General features: G+C 61.9%; 20 protein-coding genes and 1 tRNA gene. 18 read left to right on the plus strand and 3 right to left on the minus strand.

What is annotated here, in order from left to right:
* Nucleotides 1-181 precede the first annotated feature (181 nt).
* The gene (locus AncyloWKF20_RS11060; protein WP_279314123.1) at nucleotides 182-1,288 is read left to right on the plus strand and encodes a microcin C ABC transporter permease YejB; all 1,107 of its coding nucleotides are present in this window, start codon (nucleotides 182-184) and stop codon (nucleotides 1,286-1,288) included.
* Here the strand turns inward: AncyloWKF20_RS11060 and AncyloWKF20_RS11065 are convergent.
* The gene (locus AncyloWKF20_RS11065) at nucleotides 1,240-1,485 is read right to left on the minus strand and encodes a hypothetical protein (protein WP_279318050.1); all 246 of its coding nucleotides are present in this window, start codon (nucleotides 1,483-1,485) and stop codon (nucleotides 1,240-1,242) included. The genes AncyloWKF20_RS11060 and AncyloWKF20_RS11065 overlap by 49 nt on opposite strands.
* On the opposite strand from AncyloWKF20_RS11065, the gene AncyloWKF20_RS11070 reads away from it, so the two are divergent.
* The 9 genes from AncyloWKF20_RS11070 to AncyloWKF20_RS11110 all read left to right on the plus strand — a co-directional run bounded on the left by AncyloWKF20_RS11070 (nucleotide 1,379) and on the right by AncyloWKF20_RS11110 (nucleotide 9,848).
* Complete coding sequence (locus tag AncyloWKF20_RS11070) at nucleotides 1,379-2,500, plus strand: ABC transporter permease (RefSeq protein ID WP_279317946.1); 1,122 nt, start codon at nucleotides 1,379-1,381, stop codon at nucleotides 2,498-2,500. The two genes, AncyloWKF20_RS11065 and AncyloWKF20_RS11070, sit on opposite strands and share 107 nt — an antisense overlap.
* Nucleotides 2,497-4,149, plus strand: a complete 1,653-nt coding sequence (locus AncyloWKF20_RS11075) for an ABC transporter ATP-binding protein (RefSeq protein ID WP_279314124.1) — start codon at nucleotides 2,497-2,499, stop codon at nucleotides 4,147-4,149. Before AncyloWKF20_RS11070 ends, AncyloWKF20_RS11075 begins: the two co-directional genes overlap by 4 nt.
* The gene (locus AncyloWKF20_RS11080) at nucleotides 4,146-4,787 is read left to right on the plus strand and encodes an NUDIX hydrolase (protein WP_279314125.1); all 642 of its coding nucleotides are present in this window, start codon (nucleotides 4,146-4,148) and stop codon (nucleotides 4,785-4,787) included. The genes AncyloWKF20_RS11075 and AncyloWKF20_RS11080 overlap by 4 nt, the downstream gene beginning before the upstream one ends.
* Before the next feature lie 174 nt (nucleotides 4,788-4,961).
* Nucleotides 4,962-6,200, plus strand: a complete 1,239-nt coding sequence (locus AncyloWKF20_RS11085) for a rhamnan synthesis F family protein (RefSeq protein WP_279314126.1) — start codon at nucleotides 4,962-4,964, stop codon at nucleotides 6,198-6,200.
* 10 nt (nucleotides 6,201-6,210) lie between these two features.
* Entirely contained in the window at nucleotides 6,211-6,765 is a 555-nt protein-coding gene (rfbC, locus tag AncyloWKF20_RS11090; protein WP_279314127.1) for a dTDP-4-dehydrorhamnose 3,5-epimerase, read from the plus strand.
* A 52-nt stretch (nucleotides 6,766-6,817) separates the two neighbouring features.
* Nucleotides 6,818-7,879: a dTDP-glucose 4,6-dehydratase gene (gene rfbB, locus AncyloWKF20_RS11095; RefSeq protein ID WP_279314128.1), complete on the plus strand. Its 1,062-nt coding sequence runs from the start codon at nucleotides 6,818-6,820 to the stop codon at nucleotides 7,877-7,879.
* A 3-nt stretch (nucleotides 7,880-7,882) separates the two neighbouring features.
* On the plus strand, nucleotides 7,883-8,797 hold the full coding sequence (rfbD, locus tag AncyloWKF20_RS11100; RefSeq protein ID WP_279314129.1) for a dTDP-4-dehydrorhamnose reductase: 915 nt from the start codon (nucleotides 7,883-7,885) through the stop codon (nucleotides 8,795-8,797).
* 4 nt (nucleotides 8,798-8,801) lie between these two features.
* Nucleotides 8,802-9,674 (plus strand): glucose-1-phosphate thymidylyltransferase RfbA, encoded by an 873-nt coding sequence (rfbA, locus tag AncyloWKF20_RS11105; protein WP_279314130.1) that lies wholly within the window; start codon nucleotides 8,802-8,804, stop codon nucleotides 9,672-9,674.
* A 100-nt stretch (nucleotides 9,675-9,774) separates the two neighbouring features.
* A tRNA-Gly gene (locus tag AncyloWKF20_RS11110) sits at nucleotides 9,775-9,848 on the plus strand.
* 77 nt (nucleotides 9,849-9,925) lie between these two features.
* On the opposite strand, the gene AncyloWKF20_RS11115 is transcribed toward AncyloWKF20_RS11110, so the two are convergent.
* Nucleotides 9,926-11,500: a hypothetical protein gene (locus AncyloWKF20_RS11115; RefSeq protein ID WP_279314131.1), complete on the minus strand. Its 1,575-nt coding sequence runs from the start codon at nucleotides 11,498-11,500 to the stop codon at nucleotides 9,926-9,928.
* A gap of 198 nt (nucleotides 11,501-11,698) precedes the next feature.
* Here AncyloWKF20_RS11115 and AncyloWKF20_RS11120 point away from each other — a divergent pair.
* The 8 genes from AncyloWKF20_RS11120 to AncyloWKF20_RS11155 all read left to right on the plus strand — a co-directional run bounded on the left by AncyloWKF20_RS11120 (nucleotide 11,699) and on the right by AncyloWKF20_RS11155 (nucleotide 20,032).
* A protein-coding gene (locus AncyloWKF20_RS11120) for an IS3 family transposase (protein ID WP_279314132.1) occupies nucleotides 11,699-12,846 on the plus strand; the annotation gives its coding sequence in 2 pieces (ribosomal slippage) (nucleotides 11,699-11,933 and nucleotides 11,933-12,846; 1,149 coding nt in all).
* 348 nt (nucleotides 12,847-13,194) lie between these two features.
* A complete protein-coding gene (locus AncyloWKF20_RS11125; protein WP_279314133.1) occupies nucleotides 13,195-14,652 on the plus strand; it encodes a UbiA family prenyltransferase in 1,458 nt (485 codons plus the stop codon).
* Entirely contained in the window at nucleotides 14,649-15,980 is a 1,332-nt protein-coding gene (locus AncyloWKF20_RS11130) for an FAD-binding oxidoreductase (RefSeq protein WP_279314134.1), read from the plus strand. Before AncyloWKF20_RS11125 ends, AncyloWKF20_RS11130 begins: the two co-directional genes overlap by 4 nt.
* Before the next feature lie 2 nt (nucleotides 15,981-15,982).
* The gene (locus tag AncyloWKF20_RS11135) at nucleotides 15,983-16,732 is read left to right on the plus strand and encodes an SDR family NAD(P)-dependent oxidoreductase (protein WP_279314135.1); all 750 of its coding nucleotides are present in this window, start codon (nucleotides 15,983-15,985) and stop codon (nucleotides 16,730-16,732) included.
* The gene (locus AncyloWKF20_RS11140; protein WP_279314136.1) at nucleotides 16,732-17,661 is read left to right on the plus strand and encodes an NAD-dependent epimerase/dehydratase family protein; all 930 of its coding nucleotides are present in this window, start codon (nucleotides 16,732-16,734) and stop codon (nucleotides 17,659-17,661) included. Before AncyloWKF20_RS11135 ends, AncyloWKF20_RS11140 begins: the two co-directional genes overlap by 1 nt.
* A gap of 10 nt (nucleotides 17,662-17,671) precedes the next feature.
* The gene (locus AncyloWKF20_RS11145; protein WP_279314137.1) at nucleotides 17,672-18,952 is read left to right on the plus strand and encodes an NAD(P)/FAD-dependent oxidoreductase; all 1,281 of its coding nucleotides are present in this window, start codon (nucleotides 17,672-17,674) and stop codon (nucleotides 18,950-18,952) included.
* Between the two features lie 19 nt (nucleotides 18,953-18,971).
* The gene (locus AncyloWKF20_RS11150) at nucleotides 18,972-19,637 is read left to right on the plus strand and encodes a methyltransferase domain-containing protein (protein ID WP_279314138.1); all 666 of its coding nucleotides are present in this window, start codon (nucleotides 18,972-18,974) and stop codon (nucleotides 19,635-19,637) included.
* The gene (locus AncyloWKF20_RS11155; RefSeq protein ID WP_279314139.1) at nucleotides 19,634-20,032 is read left to right on the plus strand and encodes a GtrA family protein; all 399 of its coding nucleotides are present in this window, start codon (nucleotides 19,634-19,636) and stop codon (nucleotides 20,030-20,032) included. Before AncyloWKF20_RS11150 ends, AncyloWKF20_RS11155 begins: the two co-directional genes overlap by 4 nt.
* Before the next feature lie 74 nt (nucleotides 20,033-20,106).
* Here the strand turns inward: AncyloWKF20_RS11155 and AncyloWKF20_RS11160 are convergent, their stop codons facing one another.
* Complete coding sequence (locus AncyloWKF20_RS11160; RefSeq protein WP_279314140.1) at nucleotides 20,107-23,460, minus strand: glycosyltransferase; 3,354 nt, start codon at nucleotides 23,458-23,460, stop codon at nucleotides 20,107-20,109.
* Between the last annotated feature and the right edge of the window lie 118 nt (nucleotides 23,461-23,578).

The raw sequence follows: 23,578 nt of genomic DNA on the forward strand, positions 1-23,578 counted from the left end.
CATCCCGGAACGGCCTTAGGCCGTATCCGGGATCGCATACCGAATATGGTCGGCGATCCCGGCTCTACGCTTCGCTTCGGCCGGGATGACGGATCGATCTAACAGGACGTTAAGTTGACGCGGTAGCGCACGACCGCCACCTTGATGCGCTGCCGGAGCCCCGCGGAGGACATCGCGCCGAATGCTCGCCTATATTGTGAGACGCCTCGCGCTGATGGTGCCGACCATCATCGGCATCATGCTGATCTCCTTCGCGGTCGTGCAGTTCGCCCCCGGCGGGCCGGTGGAACGCGTCATCGCCGAGATCACCGGCCAGGGCTCCTCGGCCACGGCGCGGATTTCCGGCGGTGGCGGCGATTTCGGCGGCATGTCGCAGGGCGCGCCGGCCGGCGATCCTGTCTCCTCGAAATATAGGGGCGCGCAGGGGCTGGACCCCGCCTTCATCAAGGAGCTGGAGAAGCAGTTCGGCTTCGACAAGCCGGCCTATGAGCGCTTCGGCCTGATGATGTGGAACTATCTGCGCTTCGACTTCGGCCGCTCCTATTTCCGCGACATCTCGGTGATCGACCTCATCGGCGAGAAGATGGCCGTCTCCATCTCGCTCGGCCTGTGGATGACGCTCATCACCTACGCCATCTCCATCCCGCTCGGCATCGCGAAAGCCGTGCGCGACGGCTCGCGCTTCGATGTGTGGACCTCGGCGGTGATCGTGGTCGGCTACGCCATACCGAGCTTCCTGTTCGCCATCCTGCTCATCATCCTGTTCGCTGGCGGCTCCTTCTTCTCCTGGTTCCCCTTGCGCGGCCTGACCTCGGACAATTGGGAACAGCTCTCGCTCGGCGCCAAGATCGTCGATTATTTCTGGCACCTCGCTCTGCCCATCATCTCCATGGTGCTCGGCGCCTTCGCCACCATGACGCTGCTCACCAAGAACTCCTTCCTCGACGAGATCAGGAAGCAGTATGTGGTCACCGCCCGCATGAAGGGCCTGTCGGAACGGGCGGTGCTCTACCGCCATGTGTTCCGCAACGCGATGCTCATCATCATCGCCGGCTTCCCCGGCGCCTTCATCTCCGCCTTCTTCACCGGCTCGCTGCTGATCGAGACCATCTTCTCGCTGGATGGCCTCGGCCTGCTCGGCTTCGAGAGCGTGCTGAACCGCGACTACCCGGTTGTGTTCGCCAATCTCTACATCTTCTCATTGGTGGGCCTGCTGGTGAACCTCATCTCCGACCTCACCTACACCTGGGTCGATCCGCGCATCGACTTCGACACGCGGGACGTCTGAGCCATGGACGCCGCCAACACGATGCCACCGCCGGACACATCGGCCACACCCGCCACGGGGCTGGACACATCGGCTTCATCGTCCACCTCACTGCACTCACACGCCACGCGCAAATCGCGGCTTTCGCCGATAAACCAGCGGCGCTGGGAGAATTTCAAGCGCAACCGGCGCGGGTGGTGGAGCTTCTGGATCTTCATGGTGCTGTTCGTGCTGAGTCTGGGCGCGGAGATCATCGCCAACAACAAGCCGTTCCTCGTAAGCTACGATGGCGGCTACTATTTTCCCGCCTTCAAGGCCTATCCCGAGACCACCTTCGGCGGCGATTTCGAGACCGAGGCGGATTACCGCGACCCGTTCCTGCAGAACCTGATCGCGGAGAAGCATGGCTGGATGCTGTGGCCGCCGATTCGCTATAGCTACCAGACACATAACCTCGATCTGCCGACCCCCGCCCCCTCCCCGCCAACCTGGATGCTGACCGATGCGCAGTGCCAGCCAGTGGCGGAAAAGCTCGGCGGCAATGGCTGCGGCGCGCTTGAATGGAACTGGCTCGGCACCGACGACCAAGGCCGCGACGTGCTCGCCCGCCTGATCTATGGCTTTAGACTTTCAGTGCTTTTCGGCCTGATCCTGACGATCATATCGTCGGCCATCGGTGTCGCCGCCGGCGCCGTGCAGGGCTATTTCGGCGGCTGGACAGACCTTATTTTTCAACGGTTTATCGAGATATGGACATCGATCCCGGCGCTCTATCTGCTGCTGATCGTGTCCTCCATCCTGGCGCCCGGCTTCTGGGTGCTGCTCGGTATCATGCTGCTGTTTTCCTGGGTGTCGCTGGTCGGGCTGGTGCGCGCCGAATTCCTGCGCGCCCGCAACTTTGAGTATGTGCAGGCCGCCCGCGCGCTCGGGGTCTCCAGCGGCACCATCATGTGGCGGCATTTGCTCCCCAACGCCATGGTGGCGACGCTCACCATGCTGCCCTTCATCGTCTCGTCCTCGGTTATGACCTTGACAGCATTGGACTTTTTGGGCTTCGGCCTGCCCCCCGGCTCGCCCTCGCTGGGTGAATTGCTGGCGCAGGGCAAGTCGAATGTGCAGGCCCCCTGGCTTGGCCTCACCGGCTTCTTCACCGTCGCCCTGATGCTCAGCCTGCTGATCTTCATCGGCGAAGCGGTCCGCGACGCCTTCGACCCGAGGAAGACTTTCCAGTGAGCAAGCCCTTGCAGGATCAAGCACTTCTCACGGTCGACGACCTCTCCGTCGCCTTCGCGCAGGGCGGGCGGACGACGCTGGCGGTCGATCATGTGTCGTTCACGCTGAACCGGGGCGAGACCCTCGCGCTGGTTGGTGAATCCGGCTCCGGCAAATCCGTCACCGCGCTCTCCATCCTCAAGCTGCTGCAATACCCGGCCGCCTCGCACCCCTCCGGCCGGGTGATCTTCAACGGCGCCGACCTCCTCGCCATGGAGGAGCACGAGATCCGCCGCGTGCGCGGCAACGACGTCACCATGGTGTTCCAGGAGCCGATGACCTCGCTCAATCCGCTGCACACAGTGGAGCAGCAGATCGGCGAAATCCTTTTCCTGCACAAGGGGATGCGTGGCCCGTCAGCCCGCGCGCGGGTGATTGAGCTGCTCACCGAGGTCGGCATCGCCGACCCCGAAACCCGGCTCGGCGCCTACCCGCACCAGCTTTCCGGCGGACAGCGCCAGCGGGTGATGATCGCCATGGCGCTCGCCAATGAGCCGCAATTGCTGATCGCCGATGAGCCGACCACCGCGCTCGACGTGACCGTGCAGGCGCAGATCCTCGCACTGTTGAAGGATCTCCAGCGCCGGCTCGGCATGGCCATGCTGTTCATCACCCACGACCTCGGCATCGTGCGCAAGGTTGCGGACCGGATTTGCGTGATGAATCATGGGCGTATCGTCGAGGCCGGCGATGTCGCGACGATCTTCGAGGCGCCGCAACATCCCTACACGAAGGCGCTTCTGGCCGCCCAGCCCCGCGGCAATCCCTCCCCGCCCCACCCCGAGGCGCCAGTGGTGCTGGAAGCGGACAATCTCAAAGTGTGGTTCCCGATCAAGGCCGGAATCATGCGGCGCGCGGTCGGTCACATCAAGGCGGTGGACGGCGTATCGCTCGCCATCCGCCGGGGCGAGACGCTGGGCGTGGTCGGCGAGAGCGGTTCGGGCAAGACCACGCTCGGCCTCGCGCTTCTGCGGCTGATCTCCTCGCAGGGGCCGATCGTGTTCATGGGCCAGAACATAAATGCTCTTGGAATCAAGGAGATGCGGGCCCACCGCAACGCTATGCAGGTGGTCTTCCAGGATCCGTTCGGCTCGCTCAGCCCGCGCATGTCGATCACCGACATCATCGGCGAGGGGCTGCGCGTGCATCAGCCGCGGCTCAGCGCCGAGGAGCGCGACGCCCGCGTCGTCGCCGCGCTGCGCGATGTCGGGCTGGAGCCGGAGACGCGCCACCGCTACCCGCATGAATTCTCCGGCGGCCAGCGCCAGCGCGTCGCCATCGCCCGCGCCATCGTGCTGGAGCCGTCCTTCATCGTGCTGGACGAGCCCACCAGCGCGCTGGACATGATCGTGCAGGCGCAGATCGTCGACCTGCTGCGCGACCTGCAGCAGAAGCGCAATCTCACCTACATGTTCATCAGCCACGATCTGCGCGTCGTCGCCGCCCTCGCCTCGCGCCTTCTGGTGATGAAGGGCGGCGTGGTGGTCGAGCAGGGCCCGGCGGCCGAGCTGTTCGCCGCGCCGAAGAGCGCCTATACCCGCGCTTTGTTCGCCGCCGCCTTCAATATGGAGACGGAAGAAGGCGCCGCGCAACCGGAGGTTGCATCTTGACTGAACGTGCCAAGGCCGGCCCGCTCGAGGACCGCGCCGTCGAGGTCGTGAGCGAGACGCCGATCCGCATCGGCGACGGCTTCCGCCCCTATGAGCGCCATCACATTACAACCTCGGGTCGCGGCGGCGCGCCCCTGCGCCAGCAACGCGACATTATACGCGTCGGCCCTGTGGTTGCGACACTCGCCTATGACCCCGACGCTGCACTCTTTGTCCTCATCCGTCAGTTCCGCGTAGCCGCCCACCTCGCCACCGGGCGGGGGGAGATCGTCGAGCTGGCGGCGGGGCTGCTGGAGCCGGGGGAAGTGCCGATCGAGGCGGCGGCGCGCGAATGTCGCGAGGAAATCGGCGTGGCCCCGCGTAAACTCCTGCCGATGTTCAATTTTCTGCCGAGCCCCGGCGTTTCCGACGAATACGCGCATGTCTTTCTCGCCCTCGTCGATTCATCGCAGGCTCCTGCCGAGGCCGGTGAGGCCGGTGAGACCGAGCACACGCGCCCGCTGCTGGTGCCGGTCGAGAACGCCCTCGCCAGCCTCACGCGCCCCGATCCAGGCATCGAGAACGGCTTCGTCCTGCTGGCGCTGCAATGGTTCGCGCTGAACCGGGAGCGTGTTCGCGCGTGGGCGTCAGGCGCCTGAGGTATTTAGAGACCATATCGACCGTTGCGCGGCGCGCATGACGCGCGCCACAGTCAGACATATTTTGAAACTCGCCACCGAAAGACGCTGGGCGTATAGCTTCGCGGATAGTTTGGAGACGATCTATCTTTGCGTCTTGCATCGGCTTCCCGCCGAACCTGTCATGTAGGACTTATGCAGCGCCGCGCCTTTGAAGTGAGCCCCAGGGCCAACGTGTCCCGGCTGTTGTCCGAGTTGCAGGTGGAGATTGGTGGGCGTCTCACGCGCCTGAACCTGCCATCCATTGATGGGCTCACCTATCAGCTCGTCACCAAGGTCGATGCGCCGGTCACCCTGGCCGGGCAGGACTTTTCCATTAAGCCCTGTGGTTTCCTGCGCGGCCTGCTGATGCGCGCGCGCGCCCGCTGGCTCGTGAAACCGAAGGATCGCCTGGTCTTGGACCAGATGGTCATCTTCGCCCGCGGCCCACGCGGCAAACGGCGCGAATTTCGCAAGGCCCTGCAAAGCTTTCGTAATGGCGGCCTCGCGCTGGACCGGCCCGAGCTCTCGCAGTTCCCCGAGCTGCTCGCCGGCTGGGCCGATCGGCCAGCGGCCCCGTCCGAGGCGTCCCCTCATCCGCGCCGCCCGAGCCCCCCGCGCTTCGCCATCGTCGCGCATGTCTACTATCCCGAGGTGTGGCCGGAATTCTCGACCATCCTTCACACGGTTACCGAGCCCTTCGACCTCATCATCACGACGGTCCCCGACCGGGAGGCACTGAGCGCCCGGATCGTTCAGGACTTCCCGGACGCCGACATCCGCGTCTTCGAGAATCGCGGGCGGGATGTGCGTCCGTTCCTGTGTCTGCTCGAGGAAGGCCGGCTCGACCGCTACGCCTATGTCTGCAAGATCCACGGCAAGAAGTCGGTCGATGGCGGGCGCGTGGCGCTGCTTGGAAACATCTGGCGCAACCGGCTGCTGTTCGATCTGCTCGCCGCCCCCGGCGTGATTGACCGGATCCTCGGCATCTTCGACGCGTTTCCCCGCGCCGGCATGGTCGGTTCCCAGTCCTACCGCTATCCCAGCGACCATTTCGACCTCAAGGCGAGCTGGGGCAAGAACCGCGAGACGGTGCTGGCGATCGCCAGTCGCATGGGAATACCGCCCGAGCTCTTCAAGCTCGATTTCTTTGGCGGCACCATGTTCTGGGCTCGTCCGGAGGCGCTTTCTCCGCTAAGGGAGCTCAGGCTGTCGGCGGCTTTTGCGGAGGAGCAGGGCAAGCTGGACGGCGCCTTGGAACATGCCGTGGAACGGCTGTTCTCGACAGCCGCGGAAGCGGCGGGCTACAGGCTCGCCTCCGTGGATGGGCTTGAAACCGCCACTCAATCGTCCTTAGCTCCGGCGCCCGCCGAACCGATCATCCGCCTGGTGTGAGTAGCGTTAGATGCGATTTGACCGTTTCGACATCGCCGACCTCCTTCTCGTGACGCCCAAGCGGATCGGTGACGAGCGGGGCTGGTTCTCAGAGATCTTTCGCGAGGATCTCTTCCGCGCGGAAGCCGGAGACGTGCATTTCGTCCAGCACAACCAGTCCTATTCCCGCCCCAAGGGCACCGTGCGCGGCCTGCACTTCCAGCTGGAGCCGAAGGCGCAGGGCAAGCTGGTGCGCTGCGCGCGCGGGCGGATGCTCGATGTCGCCGTCGATCTGCGCCGCGCATCCCCGACCTTCGGCCAGCATGTTGCCGTGGAGCTTTCCGCCGAGAATGGCTGCCAGTTCTGGATTCCGGCCGGCTTCGCCCATGGCTTCTGCACCCTCACCGAGGATTGCGAGGTCGCCTATCTCGTGACGGATTATTACAGCGCCGCGCATGACCGTGGCCTTCTATGGAACGATTCCGAGCTTGCCATCGCGTGGCCGGTGAAAGAAGAGGATGCCATCCTGTCCGAGAAGGACCGGCGGCAACCTCGTCTTCGCGACCTCGGGCCCGTCTTCGCCTGAGGGGGCACACTCGACCGGCGTTCCATGACGCGCGGCGCAAGGGAGATCACGCATGCGAATCTTGGTGACAGGTGGCGCGGGTTTCATTGGATCCGCCGTCGTTCGCCACCTGGTGCGTGAGGTCGGCGCCGAGGTGCTTACCTTCGACAAGCTGACCTATGCCGGCAACCTCGCCAATCTGGCGGAGATCGGCAACCTGCCGAATCACCAGTTCCTGAAGGCCGACATCTGCGACGCCGACGCCGTGCGTGAGGCGTTCCAGACGTTCCGCCCCGACCGCGTCTATCACCTCGCCGCCGAGAGCCATGTCGACCGCTCGATCACCGGCGCGGCGGACTTCGTGCAGACCAACGTCCTCGGCACCTTCACACTGCTCGAGGCTGCGCGCGGCTATTGGAGCGGGCTCGATCCTGCCGCCAAGGCCGCGTTTCGCTTCCTGCATGTCTCGACCGACGAGGTCTATGGCTCGCTCGGGCCCGACGGGCTGTTCACCGAGACGACGCCCTACGACCCCTCCTCGCCCTATTCCGCCTCCAAGGCGGCGTCCGATCATCTGGTCGTGGCCTGGGGCCGCACCTATGGGCTGCCCGTTCTGGTCTCGAACTGCTCGAACAATTACGGCCCCTACCATTTCCCCGAGAAGTTGATCCCGCTCACCATTCTCAACGCTCTGCACGGCAAGAAGCTGCCGGTTTATGGCAATGGCTCGAACATCCGCGACTGGCTCTATGTCGAGGATCACGCCCGGGCGCTGCACCTCATCGCCAGCGAAGGCCGGCTGAACGAGACGTACAATGTCGGCGGCCGCAATGAGCGCAGCAATATCGAGGTGGTGCGGGTCGTTTGCGGCATTCTCGATGAGCTGGCGCCCAAAAGCTTCCCGCATAGCGATCTCATCACCTTCGTCGCCGACCGGCCCGGCCATGATGCGCGCTATGCCATCGACGCCACCAAGCTCGAGACCGAGCTGAGCTGGCAGGCGCAGGAGAACTTCGAGACCGGCATTCGCAAGACGGTTGAATGGTACCTCGCCAACGAGGCCTGGTGGCGCCCGCTGCGGGACAAGGTCTATGCCGGCGAGCGCCTGGGCCTTCTCGCCGCCGCGGACCGCTGAGCGATGCGGCTCGCGGTTACCGGCACATCGGGGCAGGTCGCCCAGTCGCTCGCCCGCCATGCTGCCAGCTTGGGTGGCGAGGTTGTGTTGATCGGGCGCCCGGATTTTGATCTCGCCACGCCCGACAACGCCGCCGCCGTGTTTGCGGCCGCGCGGCCGGACGTCATCGTCTCCGCTGCCGCCTATACGGCCGTCGACAAGGCGGAAAGCGAGCCGGAACTCGCCTACCGCATCAATGCCGACGGCGCCGGCGCCGTAGCGCGCGCGGCGGCTGCGCTGAACGTGCCGGTCATTCACCTGTCCACCGATTATGTCTTCGACGGCTCGAAGACGGGCGAATGGGTGGAGGACGACGCAACCGGCCCGCTTGGCGTCTATGGCGCCTCCAAACTCGCCGGCGAGCAAGCCGTTTTGGCGGCCACCTCGAACGCGGCGATCCTGCGCGTCTCCTGGGTCTACGCACCCTTCGGCGCGAATTTCGTGCGCACCATGCTGCGCCTTGCGGAAACACGCGACAGCCTCGGCGTGGTCGCCGACCAAATCGGCCGGCCGACCTCCGCGCTCGACATCGCCAGTGCGATCTGGCAGGTGGCGGAGCAGCTGACCGCGCGCCCGCAGGAGACGGCGCTGCGCGGTCTCTTCCACCTGCCGGCGGGCGGGCCTGCCGCCAGCTGGGCCGATTTCGCCGAGGCGATCTTTGCCGACGCGGCGCGGCGCGGTCAGAAGGCGGCAAAGGTCGGGCGCATCGGCACCGCCGACTACCCGACACCGGCGCGGCGGCCGGCCAATTCGCTGATGGATGGATCAAAGATCGCCCGCGTCTATGGCATTAATCTCCCGGACTGGCGCCGTTCGCTAGAGGTCGTGATGGACCAACTGGCCGGCACCGCTCCGGGCAGCGGGCTGAAGAAGGATTGAGACGTTGAAGGGCATCATTCTCGCCGGCGGGGCCGGGACACGCCTCCATCCGATGACGCTTGTCACGTCCAAACAGATGATGCCGGTCTACGACAAGCCGATGATCTACTACCCGCTGTCGGTGCTGATGCTGGCCGGCATACGCGACATTCTGGTGATCTCGACGCCGCACGACCTGCCGAATTTCGAGCGCCTGCTCGGCGATGGCTCGCAGTGGGGGCTGAACCTCTCCTTCCGCGTGCAGCCCGACCCCGGCGGCCTCGCGCAGGCCTACACGATCGGCGCGGACTTCGTTGGCAACAGCCCCTCCTGCCTGATCCTCGGCGACAACATCTTCTATGGCGCTGGCCTGCAGCGGATGCTGAACGATGCGCGCAACCGGACGGATGGCGCGACGGTTTTTGCCTACCATGTCACCGACCCCGAGCGTTACGGCGTGGTCGAGTTCGACGCGTCGATGCGGGCGCTGTCGATCGAGGAAAAGCCGCTCCAGCCCAAATCCAACTGGGCGGTGACGGGGCTTTATTTCTACGATGGCACGGTCGTCGACATCGCCGCCAATCTGAAGCCCTCGGCGCGCGGGGAGCTCGAAATCACCGACGTCAACCGCGCCTATCTCGAGCGAAAGACGCTGTCGGTCGAGGTGATGGGGCGCGGCTATGCCTGGCTGGACACGGGCACGCCGGACAGCCTGGTGGAAGCCGCCGAATTCGTGCGCACGCTCGAGAAGCGGCAGGGCTTCAAGATCGCCTGCCCCGAAGAGATCGCCTTCCGCCAGGGCTTCATCGACGCCGCGCAATTGCAGCGACTGGCCGGCGCCTTGGGCAAGAGCGCCTATGGGCGCTATCTGGCGGCGCTCACGCACGAGAATTTCTAGCGCTTCGTCGACACGCCGATGCCTGCCGCGAGTCGGGTGTGAACAGCCTCAGGAAGGGGTTGAAGCTCCCGCCTCGGCCCTCTAATGTGCCGGCGCCTGAGCGGGCGTAGTTCAATGGTAGAACGGCAGCTTCCCAAGCTGCATACGAGGGTTCGATTCCCTTCGCCCGCTCCAGCCTCCGCGCTCCCTTCGGCGTGCGCCGCGGACCATCCAAGCTCGCAGCCCCTTGATCGGCCTGTCCTGCCAGCGGCTCACGAAGAGCGCTGAGCGGCGAGAAGCTGGCACCCGCCAAACTCACCCATTACCGCACGATCTGCCACGAAGCTCTGCACCAAAGGCGCGGCGGCGCCGTAATCAGCCGCTCTGTTCGCGCAGAACACGATGCCACCGAGGGGCCGGTCACCGAGAAACGCCTGCGGGTCCGCGAACACCCTCTCGATGTTTGCTCGCGTCGCCCAAGCCGGCAAGGTCAGCGACTTGCGCTCGGAATAGTAGGCAACGGCGGAGGACCAGTCCTCACCGATAACGAGCAGGCTCTGGCTGGGCTGTGTTTGCGCTTTCGCGATGAGCGCGATCTGGAGCGTGCGATCCTGAACGTGATCGTTCTTTATCACCTCGCTATAAATTTTCTGAAAAAACAAATACTGCCCAACGCCAATAACCATGAGACATAGCAGAGAAATAGCGCGCAAGCCGCGATCGAACATCGCTCCAAGCGCGATTCCTGTCGCCATAATCAGAAATAGCCCATTGGCGACTTGATAATAATTATGAACCATATGAACATTTGTGAATAACATTATTGACGAAAAGAAGCCAACTATGGCAATTAATGCAAACACCGCCGACTTACGTAAGACGAGGCCAAAAACAATTACCGCAACGGCCATCAAATAAAATGAGCCTGCGATGTCGGGTAGGATTCGCGCCAGGATGATGTCTTTCCACAGATGGGCGCTCAGCTTCTGATCGAGAGTCCCGAAATTCCAGGACGACAGGGCCGTCGATGTGAGGTGACTGCCGAACTCGTTGGCCAGTTTCACCTGATCAGAATAGCTGACCCAGACCCAGGCGATGGTGAAGGGCACGATGACGGTAAGGCTCAAAATGAGAGCCTCCGCCAACAACCGAATGAGCCTCTCACCACCCCGCAACCGCGCGATGAGTGTCCAGGCGGCACCCAACCCGCCCACAAGAACAAACGCCGGGAAGGTCGTGGACTTGGCGAGCACGGCCAGACAACCCGCAACAACGGCGCCGGCAACGAACACCCAGCCACCACGCGTCAGGTAATGCGCGAGCAGCGCCAGCCAAAGCATGGAGAAGAACAGCGCGCACGACTCAATCAGAAAGGTGCGGCTCCAATAGAGGTACAGGGGAGACAATACGTACAGGATCGCCGTGGCAAGGTAGCTGGCGGGGCCCAGGCGCAGCGCCCGAAACAGCAGCCAGAGCGGGCCAAGTGTCCCGAGGAAAAAGCCAAAATTGACAAGCCGGCCCGCGACATCGAGCGGAACGCCAAGCATTGCCAGAGCCGAAACGATAAGCTGGTAGACGGGAAACTCGAAAGGCATGGCCCAAGGGGCCCCAAGGACCGGGGTCTCATAGGCGATCCAAGGCCCGCCGTGGAGAAGCCAGTATGACGTCAACGCGGTCTGCGTCTGACGAAAACTGTACATGTCCATGATCGGATTCTTCAGTCCGACAAACAGGACGAACAGTGAGAATGAAAGCGACAACGCCAAGAAAAAGCGCAGCACATTTATATAGATCGATACTCGACCAACGGAGGAGAAGCGCCCGTCACCCTCGATTGCACGTCGCATCGTTCGACCTCACATCCAGCAAAACGGAGAGGCGCTCGTTCAGTATCGGTGCGCCCATTCTGGAAAAATGATTCGCCAGCCGCGACGCATAGGAAGCATAAACACCTATCTCAAAAAGGCGCGGGGGAACAGGCAAGATGAACCGCCCCTAGATTCCTGGACGCCTTCTTCCCTAAATTTTGAGGCAAGGAGGCCCCGATGGGCAAAGCGAACTTCACCGAGGACTTCAAACGCGACGCGGTCCTTCAGATCACCGAGCGGGGCTATCCGGTTGCGGAGGTGGCGGCGCGGCTAGGGATCAGCAAGTACTCGCTCTACGAGTGGAGGAAACGGTACGGCAAGCCTGCCGCCGTGGCCCGCGATGACGATCAGGCTGCCGAGGTCCGCCGGCTGAAGCGCGAGTTGCAGCGCGTGACGGAGGAGCGCGACATCCTAAAAAAAGCGGCCGCGTACTTCGCCAAGGATGCAAAGTGAAGTACGCGTTCATCGCCGCGCATCGCCTGCAGTTTTCGATCCGCGCCATGTGTCGGTGCCTGCGTGTCCAGCCCAGCGGCTTTTACGCCTGGCTGAAGGATCCGCTGAGCAGGCGCGCTCGGGAGGACCAACGACAGATCGAGCTGATCCGCGCGGCATGGAGCGAGAGCGGCAAGGTCTATGGCTATCGTAAGCTTCACGACGATCTGGCGGACATGGGCGAGAGCTGCTGCCCAAACCGGGTTGCGCGGCTGACGCGACTTGCCGGCATCCGGGCGCAGATCGGCTACAAGCGCCGCCCCGGCCACTATGCCGGCAAGCCGTCCCTGGCCGTCGACAACACGCTCGATCGCCGGTTCGACGTGGAGGCGCCTGACAAGGCCTGGGTGACCGACATCACCTATATCCGCACCCATGAGGGCTTCGCCTATCTGGCGGTCGTGATCGATCTTTTCTCCCGCCGCGTCGTCGGCTGGTCCATGCAGGCCCGGCAGACGACCAACGTCGTGCTTCAGGCGCTGCTGGCTGCCGTCTGGCGACGTAAGCCGAAGGAGCGTGTGTTGGTGCATTCGGACCAGGGAAGCCAGTTCACCAGCATGGAGTGGGCTTCGTTCCTGAAACACCACGATCTGCAGCCGTCGATGAGCCGTCGCGGCAACTGCCATGACAACGCCGTCGCCGAGAGCTTTTTCAACCTGCTCAAGCGCGAGCGTATCCGCCGCAAGGTCTACCGCACGCGCGACGAGGCACGCGGGGACGTGTTCGATTACATCGAGATGTTCTACAACCCCACCCGCAAGCACGCACGGAATGGGATGCTGTCGCCCATCGAGTTCGAACGGCAGTACAAAGCCAAAGCCGAGGGCGTCTAGAAAACGCGGGGCGGTTCAAGATGGCCTTGTTACCGCACCAATCCCCGTTACCATCAAGCTCATTCACTTATATTCGTACGTTCCTCTGTCACCGATTGTCAAAAATTATCATCCTGATCTTTGAACTAACGAAATAGCGCATTATTTGACGCTCAATCATTGACGTACTTCCCCAGCGATGGTTGTCTCCCTACTGCTGAAGCGGGATCGAAGAAGATCGTTATGCTGTCGTCATACCCTCGTTCCCTCGAGGCTGGTTTGGATTCGACGGAATGCCGGGCGCTTATCTCGTAGCTGGGTTGGCTTATCTCGGCGCTGCCACCGTCACTTCGGTTTGGAGCTCGGCCGATGCCCGTCAGCCCCGCTGAAATGCCGGCCTCGCGCCGCGTGGTCGTGGTGGACCTCGATAACACCTTGATCAAGGCTGACACGTTGCACGAGCAAGTCGCTCGGATCGTGTTTCAAAAGCCGCGGCTTCTGCCACACCTCATAGGTGCGCTGTTCAAGGGAAAGGCGGCATTCAAGGACTTCTGCGCCGAGGCGATCGTCCTTGACCCGGCCAACCTCGACACCTGCGACGAGGTACTGAGCTATCTGGCGACAGAGCGTGAGCGCGGCAGTTATCTGGTGCTGTGTACCGCCGCCGATCACCGCGTTGCCCGCCTCGTCGCCGACCATCTCGGCATTTTCGACGAGGTGATCGCCACCGAAGCTGGCCTCAATTTGAAGGGCGAGGCCAAGGCCGCCATGCTGGCGCGACGCTTCCCGCAAGGTTTCGTCTATGCGGGCGACCACGCCTCGGATCTGGTCGTATGGGCCAAGGCCGATGGCATTGTGCTGGTCGGCGTCAGCGCCAGCGTCGCCCGGCGGGCGAACGCTCTGGGAAAGCCGATTATCGCTGAATTCCGCAGCCGCGCGCAGCGCCCTCGTCCGCTGCAGGTCTGGCCGCGTGCGCTGCGCGTGCATCATTGGTCGAAGAACCTGCTGATGTTCGTGCCGTTGATCCTGGCTCACGCCTGGGGCGATCTCGGCATGGTCATCCACGCCGGGATGGGATTTGTCCTGCTGCTGCTGATCTCCTCATCCAGTTATCTCATCAACGACATCGCCGACATCGACGCCGACCGCCGGCACCTGACCAAACGATACCGGCCAGTGGCCAGCGGCCAGTTGCCGCTGATGCAGGCGGTGCTGTTTCCAGTCCTGGTCATTCCCTGCACCTTGGTGGCGGCCTTGGTGCTGGACCCCGCCTTTGCGTTGGCTCTCGTCTCCTATCTCGTCCTCACCCTCGCCTACTCCTTCGGGCTCAAGCGTATTCCGCTGCTGGATACCTTCATCATCGCGGTCCTGTTCACGCTCCGCCTGGTCATGGGCGTCGCGCTGCTCGGAGGGCCGATGCCGATATGGCTGCTCACCTTTTCGATGTTCTTCTTCTTCTCGCTTGCCACGGCAAAGCGACATGTCGAGATCGTTCAGGCCCGCGGCGCGAAAGACAGCATGCTGAGAGGGCGCGGGTATGAGGCGGACGACTGGCCGCTGACGCTGACCTTCGGGATCGGCTCCGGCCTGGCCTCGCTCATCATATTGGTGCTCTACATGGTGGATGAGGCGTTTCGGGCTGCGGGCTATGGACAGCCTGAATATCTCTGGGCGGTGAATCTTCTGGTGGCGATCTGGATCGGGCGAATCTGGCTTCTCACCCATCGCGGCCGCATGCATGACGACCCGGTCTCCTTCGCGCTGCGCGACTGGCCAAGCCGGTTCCTCGCCATTTGTGTTGCCGTCTTCTTCCTGGCCGCCCTGTGAGCGCGTTTCTCACCCGAACGGATATCGTCTCCTGGGGGCGCGTGATCCGGGCACCCCATCACGTGGCAAACCCGCAATTCCTCGATCAGCTACCTGGCCTGCTGGCGGAAGGAGCCACCCACGCCAACGGTGTTCTCGCCACCGGCCTGCGCCGATCCTATGGCGACACCGCTCTGAATGCCGAGGGGGCGCTGATCGAGACCCGCTCCCTGAACCGCCTCATCAGCTTCGACCCGGCAAGCGGTCATCTGGAGGCCGAGGCGGGCATCTCGATCGCCGAGTTGCTCGCCTTCGCGATACCGCGTGGTTTCTTTCTGCCGGTCACCCCCGGCACAAAATTTGTCACGCTGGGCGGAGCTGTCGCCAACGATGTGCATGGAAAGAACCATCACCGCGCCGGCACTTTCGGGCGATGGGTGCGCCGCCTCACGCTGCTGCGTTCGGATGGGTCGCAGCATGTACTCACTCCCGACGACGCGAGCGGCTTGTTCGCCGCGACCATCGGTGGGCTCGGCCTGACCGGAATTATCACCCGCGTGGCCCTTCAACTGAAGCCGATCGTCAGTTCCGACATGATCGTAGAGACGATCCCTTTCGCAGATCTCGCAGGATTTTTTGCCCTGTCGCGCGAGAGCGCGGAGACGCACGAATACTCCGTAGCCTGGATCGATTGCCTCGCCGGCGGACGGGATCTGGGGCGGGGGCTTATGAGCCGCGCCAATCACGCCTCCGCGGGCGAACTCAAGGCCGCCAGCAAGAGTGGCCCGACGGTGCCGGTGGACATGCCGGAGTTGATGCTCAACCGTCTGTCGATCTCGGCCTTCAATAGCCTCTATTACTGGAAGGGATCGCGCAGCCGCGGGACCAGGAGTATCTCCTACGATCCCTATTTCTACCCTCTCGACGGCCTCCAGCACTGGAACCGGCTCTACGGACGGCGCGGTATGTACCAATACCAGAGCGTGGTCCCGCCCGCGGTCGCCCATGACGCAACCGCCGCGATGCTGAAGACCATCTCAAGCGCCGGCACGGGCTCGTTTCTCGCCGTGCTCAAGGATTTCGGTGACGCGCCCTCTCCTGGCTTCCTGTCATTTCCGCGCGCCGGAACGACATTGGCGCTTGATTTCCCCAATCGTGGCGCCGAGACACTTCATCTGCTCGCGCGCCTCGACAGCATCGTCCGAGAGGCTGGCGGGCGGCTTTATCCCGCAAAGGATGGGCGTTTGCCGGCCGACCTCTTCAGGTCGGGCTATCCCGCGATGGAGAGCTTCGTGACCCATCTGGACCCGGGACTCTCCTCCTCCTTCTGGCGGCGCATGCAGGGATAGACATGGCGAACCCCAAACTCAGCGTCCTCATTCTCGGAGCTGCCTCCGGCATCGCGCAGGCCACCGCTCGCCTCTATGCCGCCGAGGGTGCGGCCTTGGTGTTGACCGGCCGCCACAAGGAACGCCTGGACCAGATTGGCGCGGACCTCACCGTGCGCGGAGCCTCTTCCGCAACGAGTGTCGAGCTCGATTTCCTGGCAGTAGATCCTCGCTCGGCATGGCAGGAATTGTGGGCACAGCACGGCCCCTTCGACCACATCCTCATCGCCTATGGGGTACTGGGCGATCATGCGCGGGCCGAAAAAGAGCCCGGCGCTGCGCAGGACATACTGGCGGTCAACTTCACCTCGGCTGCCGCATGGTCTCTGCTGATCGCGGAAGAACTGGAGCGGCGGGGCAAGGGTTCGCTCGTCGTACTCGGCTCCGTTGCGGGGGATCGCGGGCGACGGGCCAATTACATTTACGGCGCCGCCAAAGCGGGTCTCGCGACCCTGATACAGGGGATCGCTCATCGCTTCGCCGATAAGGGCCCGCGCGCGGTGATCGTCAAGCCGGGCCCGACGGACACGCCGATGACCGCCGGCATGACGAAGGGCGGACCGTTATGGGCGACGCCCGAGCAGGTCGCGAAAGTGGTGCGCCGGGCGGCCGACGCGGGTGGACCCGTCCAATATGCACCCGCACGCTGGCGATTGATCATGCTGATCATTGGTTTCATTCCGTCGCGCATCTTCAATAAGATGAACCTGTAATGAGCAAAATCGTCGTCACCGGCGCTGCCGGACTGGTTGGACAGAACCTGATTGCACGGCTCAAGCAGCGGCCGGATGTCACGCTGGTGGGCATCGACAAGCACCCGGCGAATGTTGCGCTGTTCCGCAAGGTGCATCCGGACGTCCCGATCATCGAGGCAGATCTGTCTTTGCCCGGCGACTGGATGGAAGCCTTGAAGGGCGCGGATGCCGTTGTCATCAATCAGGCCCAGATTGGCGGGCTGGATGAGGGTGAGTTCGTCGCCAACAATGTCACGGCGACGCGCCACATTCTCGCGGCCATGGAACAACATGGCGTGGGCTATTTCGTCGGCATCTCGTCTTCGGTGGTGAACTCGCGCGCTGATGATTTCTACACGCGCTCCAAGACGGCACAGGAGAAGCTCTTCCTCGCGAGCCCGATCCCGCATGTTATCCTGCGCCCCACCTTGATGTTCGGCTGGTTCGATCGCAAGCACCTCGGCTGGTTACGGCGCTTCATGGACCGCACGCCGGTCTTCCCGATACCCGGCGACGGCAACTATCTGCGCCAGCCGCTTTATGTCGGCGACTTTGTCTCGGTCATTGCTGCCAGCCTCGCCACGCGGGCGACCGGAACCTATGACATCTCCGGGCATGAGAAGGTCAGCTATGGCGCCTTGATCGGCATGATCCATGACACGGTCAAACCGCGCGCCCGCCTCGTGCATATTCCCTATCGCATGTTCTGGCTCCTCCTGTGGCTCTATGCACGCTTCAGCCGCACGCCCCCCTTCACCACAAGCCAACTGGAAGCGCTCGTGATCCCTGAGGAGTTTCCGGTGACCGACTGGCCGGGCGCGTTCGGGGTTGCACGCACGCCGCTGAAACAGGCGCTGGCCGAAACCTATCTCGATCCGGTCTACGGCCAGATCGTTCTTGAGTTCTGAGGGGGTCTGCTTGACACGGGTCGTGGTGATCGGAGCCGGCCTGATGGGCCTTGCCGCAGCCTGGGAGGCTGTCAGGCGCGGCCATTCGGTCGATCTGGTGGAGGCCGACGTGCACGCCGGCGGCATGGCCGCGCATTTCGATTTCGACGGCGTGTCGATCGAGCGCTTCTATCATTTCGTCTGCAAGTCGGACGCGCCCACCTTTGAGATGATGGCTGAACTCGGCATCGGCGACAAAATGCGGTGGCGCGACACGTCCATGGCCTATCGTATGGCTGGAGCGCTCCACAAATGGGGCGACCCGGTCTCGCTACTGACCTTCCCGCACCTGACCCTCGTGGAGAAATTCCGCACGGGACTGCAGATGTTCCTCGCCACCAAGGCGCGCAGCTTCGCGTCCATCGAACATCTGACATCCCGCCAATGGATCGAGCGCGGATCCGGCAAGGCCGTCTACGCCAAAATGTGGAAGCGGCTTCAGGAGCTCAAATTCTACGAATATGCCGACCATGTCTCAGCCTCCTGGATCGCGACGCGGGTGCGGCGCATCGGCAATTCCCGTCGCAGCCTGTTCCATGAGCAACTCGGCTATATCGAGGGTGGGTCGCAGACTCTCGTGGACGCCCTGGTCAGCGCATTCATGGCCAAGGGCGGGCGTTTGCACCTCGCGACCCCCGCGGAACAGGTTCTGACAGCCGACGGGCGCGTCACTGGCGTGCGGGCGGGTGGCAAGGAATTCCCCGCCGACGCCGTGATCTCAACTGTGCCGACGCCGCTGATCAGCACCCTCGTCCCCGCTCTACCGGAGGCCGACAAGAACCGCTACGACGCCATCGAGAACATCGGCGTGGTGTGCTTGTTGTTCAAACTCAGGAAGTCGGTGAGCCCGCATTTCTGGATCAATATCGTCGAGCCAGACATCGAGATACCCGGGATCATCGAGTTCTCCAATCTGCGCCCGCTACCGCAGACAATGGTATACGTGCCCTATTACATGCCGGTTACGCATCCGAAGTGGAGCTCGCCAGATGCAGCGTTCACGGCGGAAGCTTTCGGCTACATCAAGCGGCTGAATCCGGCGATCACCGATGATGACCTGATCGACGCCAAGGTAGGCCGCCTGCGTTACGCTCAACCCGTCTGCGGTCCGAACTTCCAACAGATGATCCCACCCGTGCAAACTGCCCTTGCCGGGCTGCAGATTGCCGACACCTGTTATTACTACCCCGAGGATCGGGGCATCGCCGAAAGCATCCGTCTGGGCCGCGCCATGGCGCAGGTCATCCGATGAACATTTGACAGGAGCTCATATGGACGACCTCGCCAGTATTTATCGTGAGCGTTTCGCGAATACCGGACTGGAAAAGCGTCAACGGGTCTGGCGCATCCTCTGTAACGACTTCTTTTCGACGATGATCAAGCCGACCGACACGGTTCTCGATCTGGCGTGCGGCTATGGGGAATTCATCAATAATATTAAGGCAGGCCGCAAATTCGCCGTCGATCTGAACCCGGATTCACCCGCACATCTGGCGGCGGACGTATCCTTTGCCAGCGCGTCGGCCAATGATCTCTTCTTCATTCCCGACAACACGCTCGACGTCGCGTTCACCTCCAACTTCCTGGAGCACCTGCCGGATAAGGCGGCGTGCAACGCGGTACTCAAGGAGGTTCTTCGCAAGCTCAAGCCCGGTGGCCGCTTCATCATCCTCGGACCCAATATCCGCTATGCCTACAAGGAATACTGGGACTATTACGACCACTACCTCCCGCTGTCGCACCTGTCGCTCAGCGAGGGTCTGCTGATCAATGGCTATGAGCTCGAGCGCGTCATTGACCGGTTCCTGCCTTACACAATGAACAACAGTACACCGACGCATGACCTGCTGATCCGCGCTTACCTCGCCCTGCCATTGGCCTGGAAAATCATGGGCAAGCAGTTCCTCGTCGTGGCGCGCAAGCGGAGCGCTTCGTGACGTCACGCTTCCTGTTGTTTCTTGTGGCCGGCGCGATAGCCGCGACCGTCAATATCGTTGCTCGCATCCTCCTGAATTATGTCGTTCCTTTTGAGGTCGCCGTCGCACTTGCCTTCCCGATAGCCCTCACTGTCGGGTTCTTTCTCAATCGGCATTATGTTTTCGATGCGGATACTGGAGCCGTCGGGGGACAGTATGCCCGCTTCCTCATGGTGAACCTCGTCGCTCTCGGCCACGTGTGGGTGATCAGCGTGGGCCTCGCCGGCTGGGTGCTGCCAGCGATCGGATACGACTACCATCGCGAACTCGTCGCGCACGCCATAGGCGTCGCCAGCCCCATCTTCACCAGTTATTTCCTGCACAAGTTTTTCACGTTCCGCACGAGGCGGATCTGAGTTGAGGCGTGCAACCACCACGTTCGGGTACGATTAAACCCAAACTCGCCAAATCACCCCAACTCAAACCGGCCTCAGTCGCTTCTACTGATTTCTGCCGGACCTGTCCGGTGCTCAGCGACAAGATTTTGATAGGTATTGGCATATTCACGAGCCAATGCGACCATGTCGTAACTGCTGCCCAAATGCTTTGCCGCGTCTGAATAACGGGCACGTTGAGCATCATCAATCATCGCCTGCATCGCGTCTGCCAGGACGGCAACGAAGCGCTGATCGTCAGCATCTGCGGGGATAACAACTCCTGCAGCATCCTGCCCTTCGGGAGAAACCATGTTGCTGATCTCCCCAACGTCGCTGGCGACAACGGGGCGGCCACACTGAAGTGCTTGAATGATGCAAAGAGGGAACGATTCACCGGGGAACCGCGTGGGAACGACCGCGACGTCACTCAGTCGGTACAGGCCGGCGATGTGCGATTGATACCCGAGAAAAGTGATGTCTGGATCGGCTCCGTACAGGGGGGCCAGTCGCTCATGTTCCTCGCCATCACCGCAGAGCAAAAGATGCAGCGATCGACCCGCATGCGCCTTACGCACGCTCTGGAACGCCTTGATGCACGGCTCCCACCCCTTGGACGGAATGCCGCGAGCAACAAAAGTGAAGACGACGGCATCCTCGCGGATGCCGAGTTCGGCGCGCGTCTCCGGAAAGGGTCGTTCATCGAGCGGCATGGCATTGGGCAGCTTCTGAAACCTGCTCGCCGGTACCTGCAATTCCCTGAGGAATGTACGATTTCTTTCCGCCGTGTAGACGAAATGATCGACCTTGGCCGCCAGCTCAGCAAGTCTCTCGCGTTCCAGATCCGACGCTTCATAGGAACCGTGCAGGGTCACGAGGTAGGGTACACCCCCCTGCATATTCCACTGTTCGAAGAAATGAATTTCGGAACCCACATTATGAGAATGGACCAGAGTAACTCCAGCCTCCCTCAAGAACCGGTCGACACCATATTTTTGTATGACCTCTTTACTGTAGACCGGGATCGAGGGGTTCAGTGCAGATCTAAGTTCAGGATTTACATGGCTCAATTCAAAGCAAACGAACGATACGTTCCATCCTAAATCAAAGAGACTATTCGCCAAATTTATCGGAAAAAGCTCGCCGCCGCCCGGCACAAAACCGTATGACGCAATCAAGACGTGATTCTTGATCCGCTTTTGGCGACGTAGCTTCGCGTGATTCAGCAGGCCATCGAGAGGTCCAAATTTCTTATCAAGCTCGAGCCATGTAAATTGCCCAAGCATGTTCTCGTAGAATTTTCGCAACGTTTCATCCAACACCTCCCACGTGCTGCAAAGCTTAAGCATGAATCGCTCAAGCTCTTGATAGAAATCAGCACGATATATACCGGTCGAAGATGTGTTATTTCCATGCCGACGAAAATAGGATACGGCATCAGGCCGCCAGGCAATTTGTCCACCAGCCGAGATCTGCAAATATAGGAACCAGTCGCCGGCGACGCGATAGGTTTTCGCTTCGCTCCAGACTTCTGGGCAAATATCGACACGCCGGAAAAGGCAGCCCCCAACATTAGCAATAACGTTATTGACCCCAAAGCCTTTCGCGAACCAATCAGCCGCAGGCCGGACAAGGCGGCGCTCCCAAATGCCGGCTTCGGCGCCCTCGCGATAAGCGTCCATACCGTCCTGAAAATTACCCCCTTCGTCGACGTACAGTATGCGACCGAAGGCAATCATCACGCTCATATCGACGAATTCGCCGTACAACTTCTCCACAAAATCGGGCTCACAGAAATCATCGCTCTCGCAGATCCATATCAGATCTCCGCGGCTGCTCTCGACACCCTTCTGCCATTGATGGAACACGCCCCCCGAATTGACGCTATTCAGAACACATCGAATGCGATCAGGGTACTCGGCGCAGTATGATTGAATGATGCTCTGGCTACCGTCCGTTGAGCTATCATCCAAAATGATGATTTCGATATTTGAGTATGTCTGAGCGAGGATCGATTCGATACGCTGCGGTAAGAAGCGCGCGTGATTGTAATTGGGGACGATGGCGCTGATTTTCGGCCGGAAACTGCTCACACCGCCAGGTGGTGCGGCCTGCCGCCGTTCAGCTTTGCCATGAAGCACCCAGTGAATGAACGGATTGATGCCCCCTTCCCGAATGTCCGGCCAGCGATCGAGATAGTAGGACGTGACGAAATCCGCTTGCGGATTCCGTCCCTCTCGCCAGCCATGGGTCAAGAAGTGCTGAAAGGGATTCAACCCGGCCGCAGCGACGTCCGGGTACGTATCGAGATAATACGACGGATCGAAAGCCGCGACGACCCGCTCGATGTCTTCTTGTGACAACCCTTCAAGTCCGGTTGGAAGCGAAGGGACTGCTGAGGACTTAAAACGGGCCTGCAGAGATTTGGGAATCCACTTCTGCCACGACTTACGACGCTTGATTGAATGGGCCTGCTGCCCGGCAACGACCAACGCATTATGCACGGTGGCCTTCTGCAAGCTAATGGCCGCAGCGTCTACTGGTCGCGCACGCGGAAGACTGTCCCTATAGTTCTGGCTGAACAAAGCAAGCAGCCACCTAGACCGCATCAAAATATCCTGCGGAAGCGTCGCTCCGCCGAACTCGGATGAGGTCGTGTGACCAACGTCCCGCTGGCGCTCGAGCAGATCCGCCGTGATCCATCGGCTCCCGAGCTGCGCGAAGAAATCCTGCACAGCATTGGTGTCGTCTGTCTCCAAACCTGCGAGGAGGCCCATAATGTCCGGCGCCTCACGGCCGACGGCGAGGACGCCGAGCCCGTGCCCGTGCAGAAACTCAAAGGACGGATAGATAGTGCGCAGCTCCTCCCAGAGCCGCCACACACCGAAGCCTCGCTCGCGAACATTGATGTCGTGGAACAGGATGACACCCCGCTCGGACATTTTGGGTAGCCAGCCCTCGAAGTCGGCTTTCACCGCCTCGTAGGTGTGCAGGCCGTCGATATGCAGGAGATCGACAAAGCCGTCGGCAAAATAGGGCAGCGCCTCATCGAAGGTCATGCGCATCAGTTCGGCGAACGAGCCAAAGCGCGTGGCGATGAAGGGCTGCAGATCGGCAAACACGCCCTCACCATAACGGCCCGCATGATCGTCACCTTGCCAGGTGTCGACGGCATAGCAGCGACAGCTCAGATGCTGGCGCAGCACGGCCTCGCAGAAAGCGGCGAACGAGACGCCGTTATGCGTGCCCAACTCCACGATGCAGCGCGGTCGGAGCTCCGAGACTATCCAGTGAGCGAAGGGAACATGCCCCCACCAGGCGCTCATTGATCCCGTTCGCGTCGGCATCCACAACGCCGGGTGGCCTTGGAGCCGGACGATATCGGCAATCTGCGTCTCGTCGAGAGGCATTCTAGCACTCCAAGGGGCACATCGCTGTTACACAACAGGATGGATGCAGCCGCAACCCAATCCATCCAGCACGACACATGAATAAACGCGCGCGTGCATCAAGGGAAGCTACGCTTTC

This window comes from Ancylobacter sp. WKF20, from assembly GCF_029760895.1.
Taxonomy (GTDB): Bacteria; Pseudomonadota; Alphaproteobacteria; order Rhizobiales; family Xanthobacteraceae; genus Ancylobacter.

Excerpts from the sequence above, each read along its gene's own strand:
- AncyloWKF20_RS11060 (WP_279314123.1), top strand. The coding sequence starts at position 182 with ATGCTCGCCTATATTGTGAGACGCCTCGCGCTGATGGTGCCGACCATC.
- AncyloWKF20_RS11065 (WP_279318050.1), bottom strand. The coding sequence starts at position 1,485 with ATGAAGATCCAGAAGCTCCACCACCCGCGCCGGTTGCGCTTGAAATTC.
- AncyloWKF20_RS11085 (WP_279314126.1), top strand. The coding sequence starts at position 4,962 with ATGCAGCGCCGCGCCTTTGAAGTGAGCCCCAGGGCCAACGTGTCCCGG.
- rfbC (WP_279314127.1), top strand. The coding sequence starts at position 6,211 with ATGCGATTTGACCGTTTCGACATCGCCGACCTCCTTCTCGTGACGCCC.
- rfbB (WP_279314128.1), top strand. The coding sequence starts at position 6,818 with ATGCGAATCTTGGTGACAGGTGGCGCGGGTTTCATTGGATCCGCCGTC.
- rfbD (WP_279314129.1), top strand. The coding sequence starts at position 7,883 with ATGCGGCTCGCGGTTACCGGCACATCGGGGCAGGTCGCCCAGTCGCTC.
- AncyloWKF20_RS11115 (WP_279314131.1), bottom strand. The coding sequence starts at position 11,500 with ATGCGACGTGCAATCGAGGGTGACGGGCGCTTCTCCTCCGTTGGTCGA.
- AncyloWKF20_RS11125 (WP_279314133.1), top strand. The coding sequence starts at position 13,195 with ATGCCCGTCAGCCCCGCTGAAATGCCGGCCTCGCGCCGCGTGGTCGTG.
- AncyloWKF20_RS11135 (WP_279314135.1), top strand. The coding sequence starts at position 15,983 with ATGGCGAACCCCAAACTCAGCGTCCTCATTCTCGGAGCTGCCTCCGGC.
- AncyloWKF20_RS11140 (WP_279314136.1), top strand. The coding sequence starts at position 16,732 with ATGAGCAAAATCGTCGTCACCGGCGCTGCCGGACTGGTTGGACAGAAC.
- AncyloWKF20_RS11150 (WP_279314138.1), top strand. The coding sequence starts at position 18,972 with ATGGACGACCTCGCCAGTATTTATCGTGAGCGTTTCGCGAATACCGGA.
- AncyloWKF20_RS11160 (WP_279314140.1), bottom strand. The coding sequence starts at position 23,460 with ATGCCTCTCGACGAGACGCAGATTGCCGATATCGTCCGGCTCCAAGGC.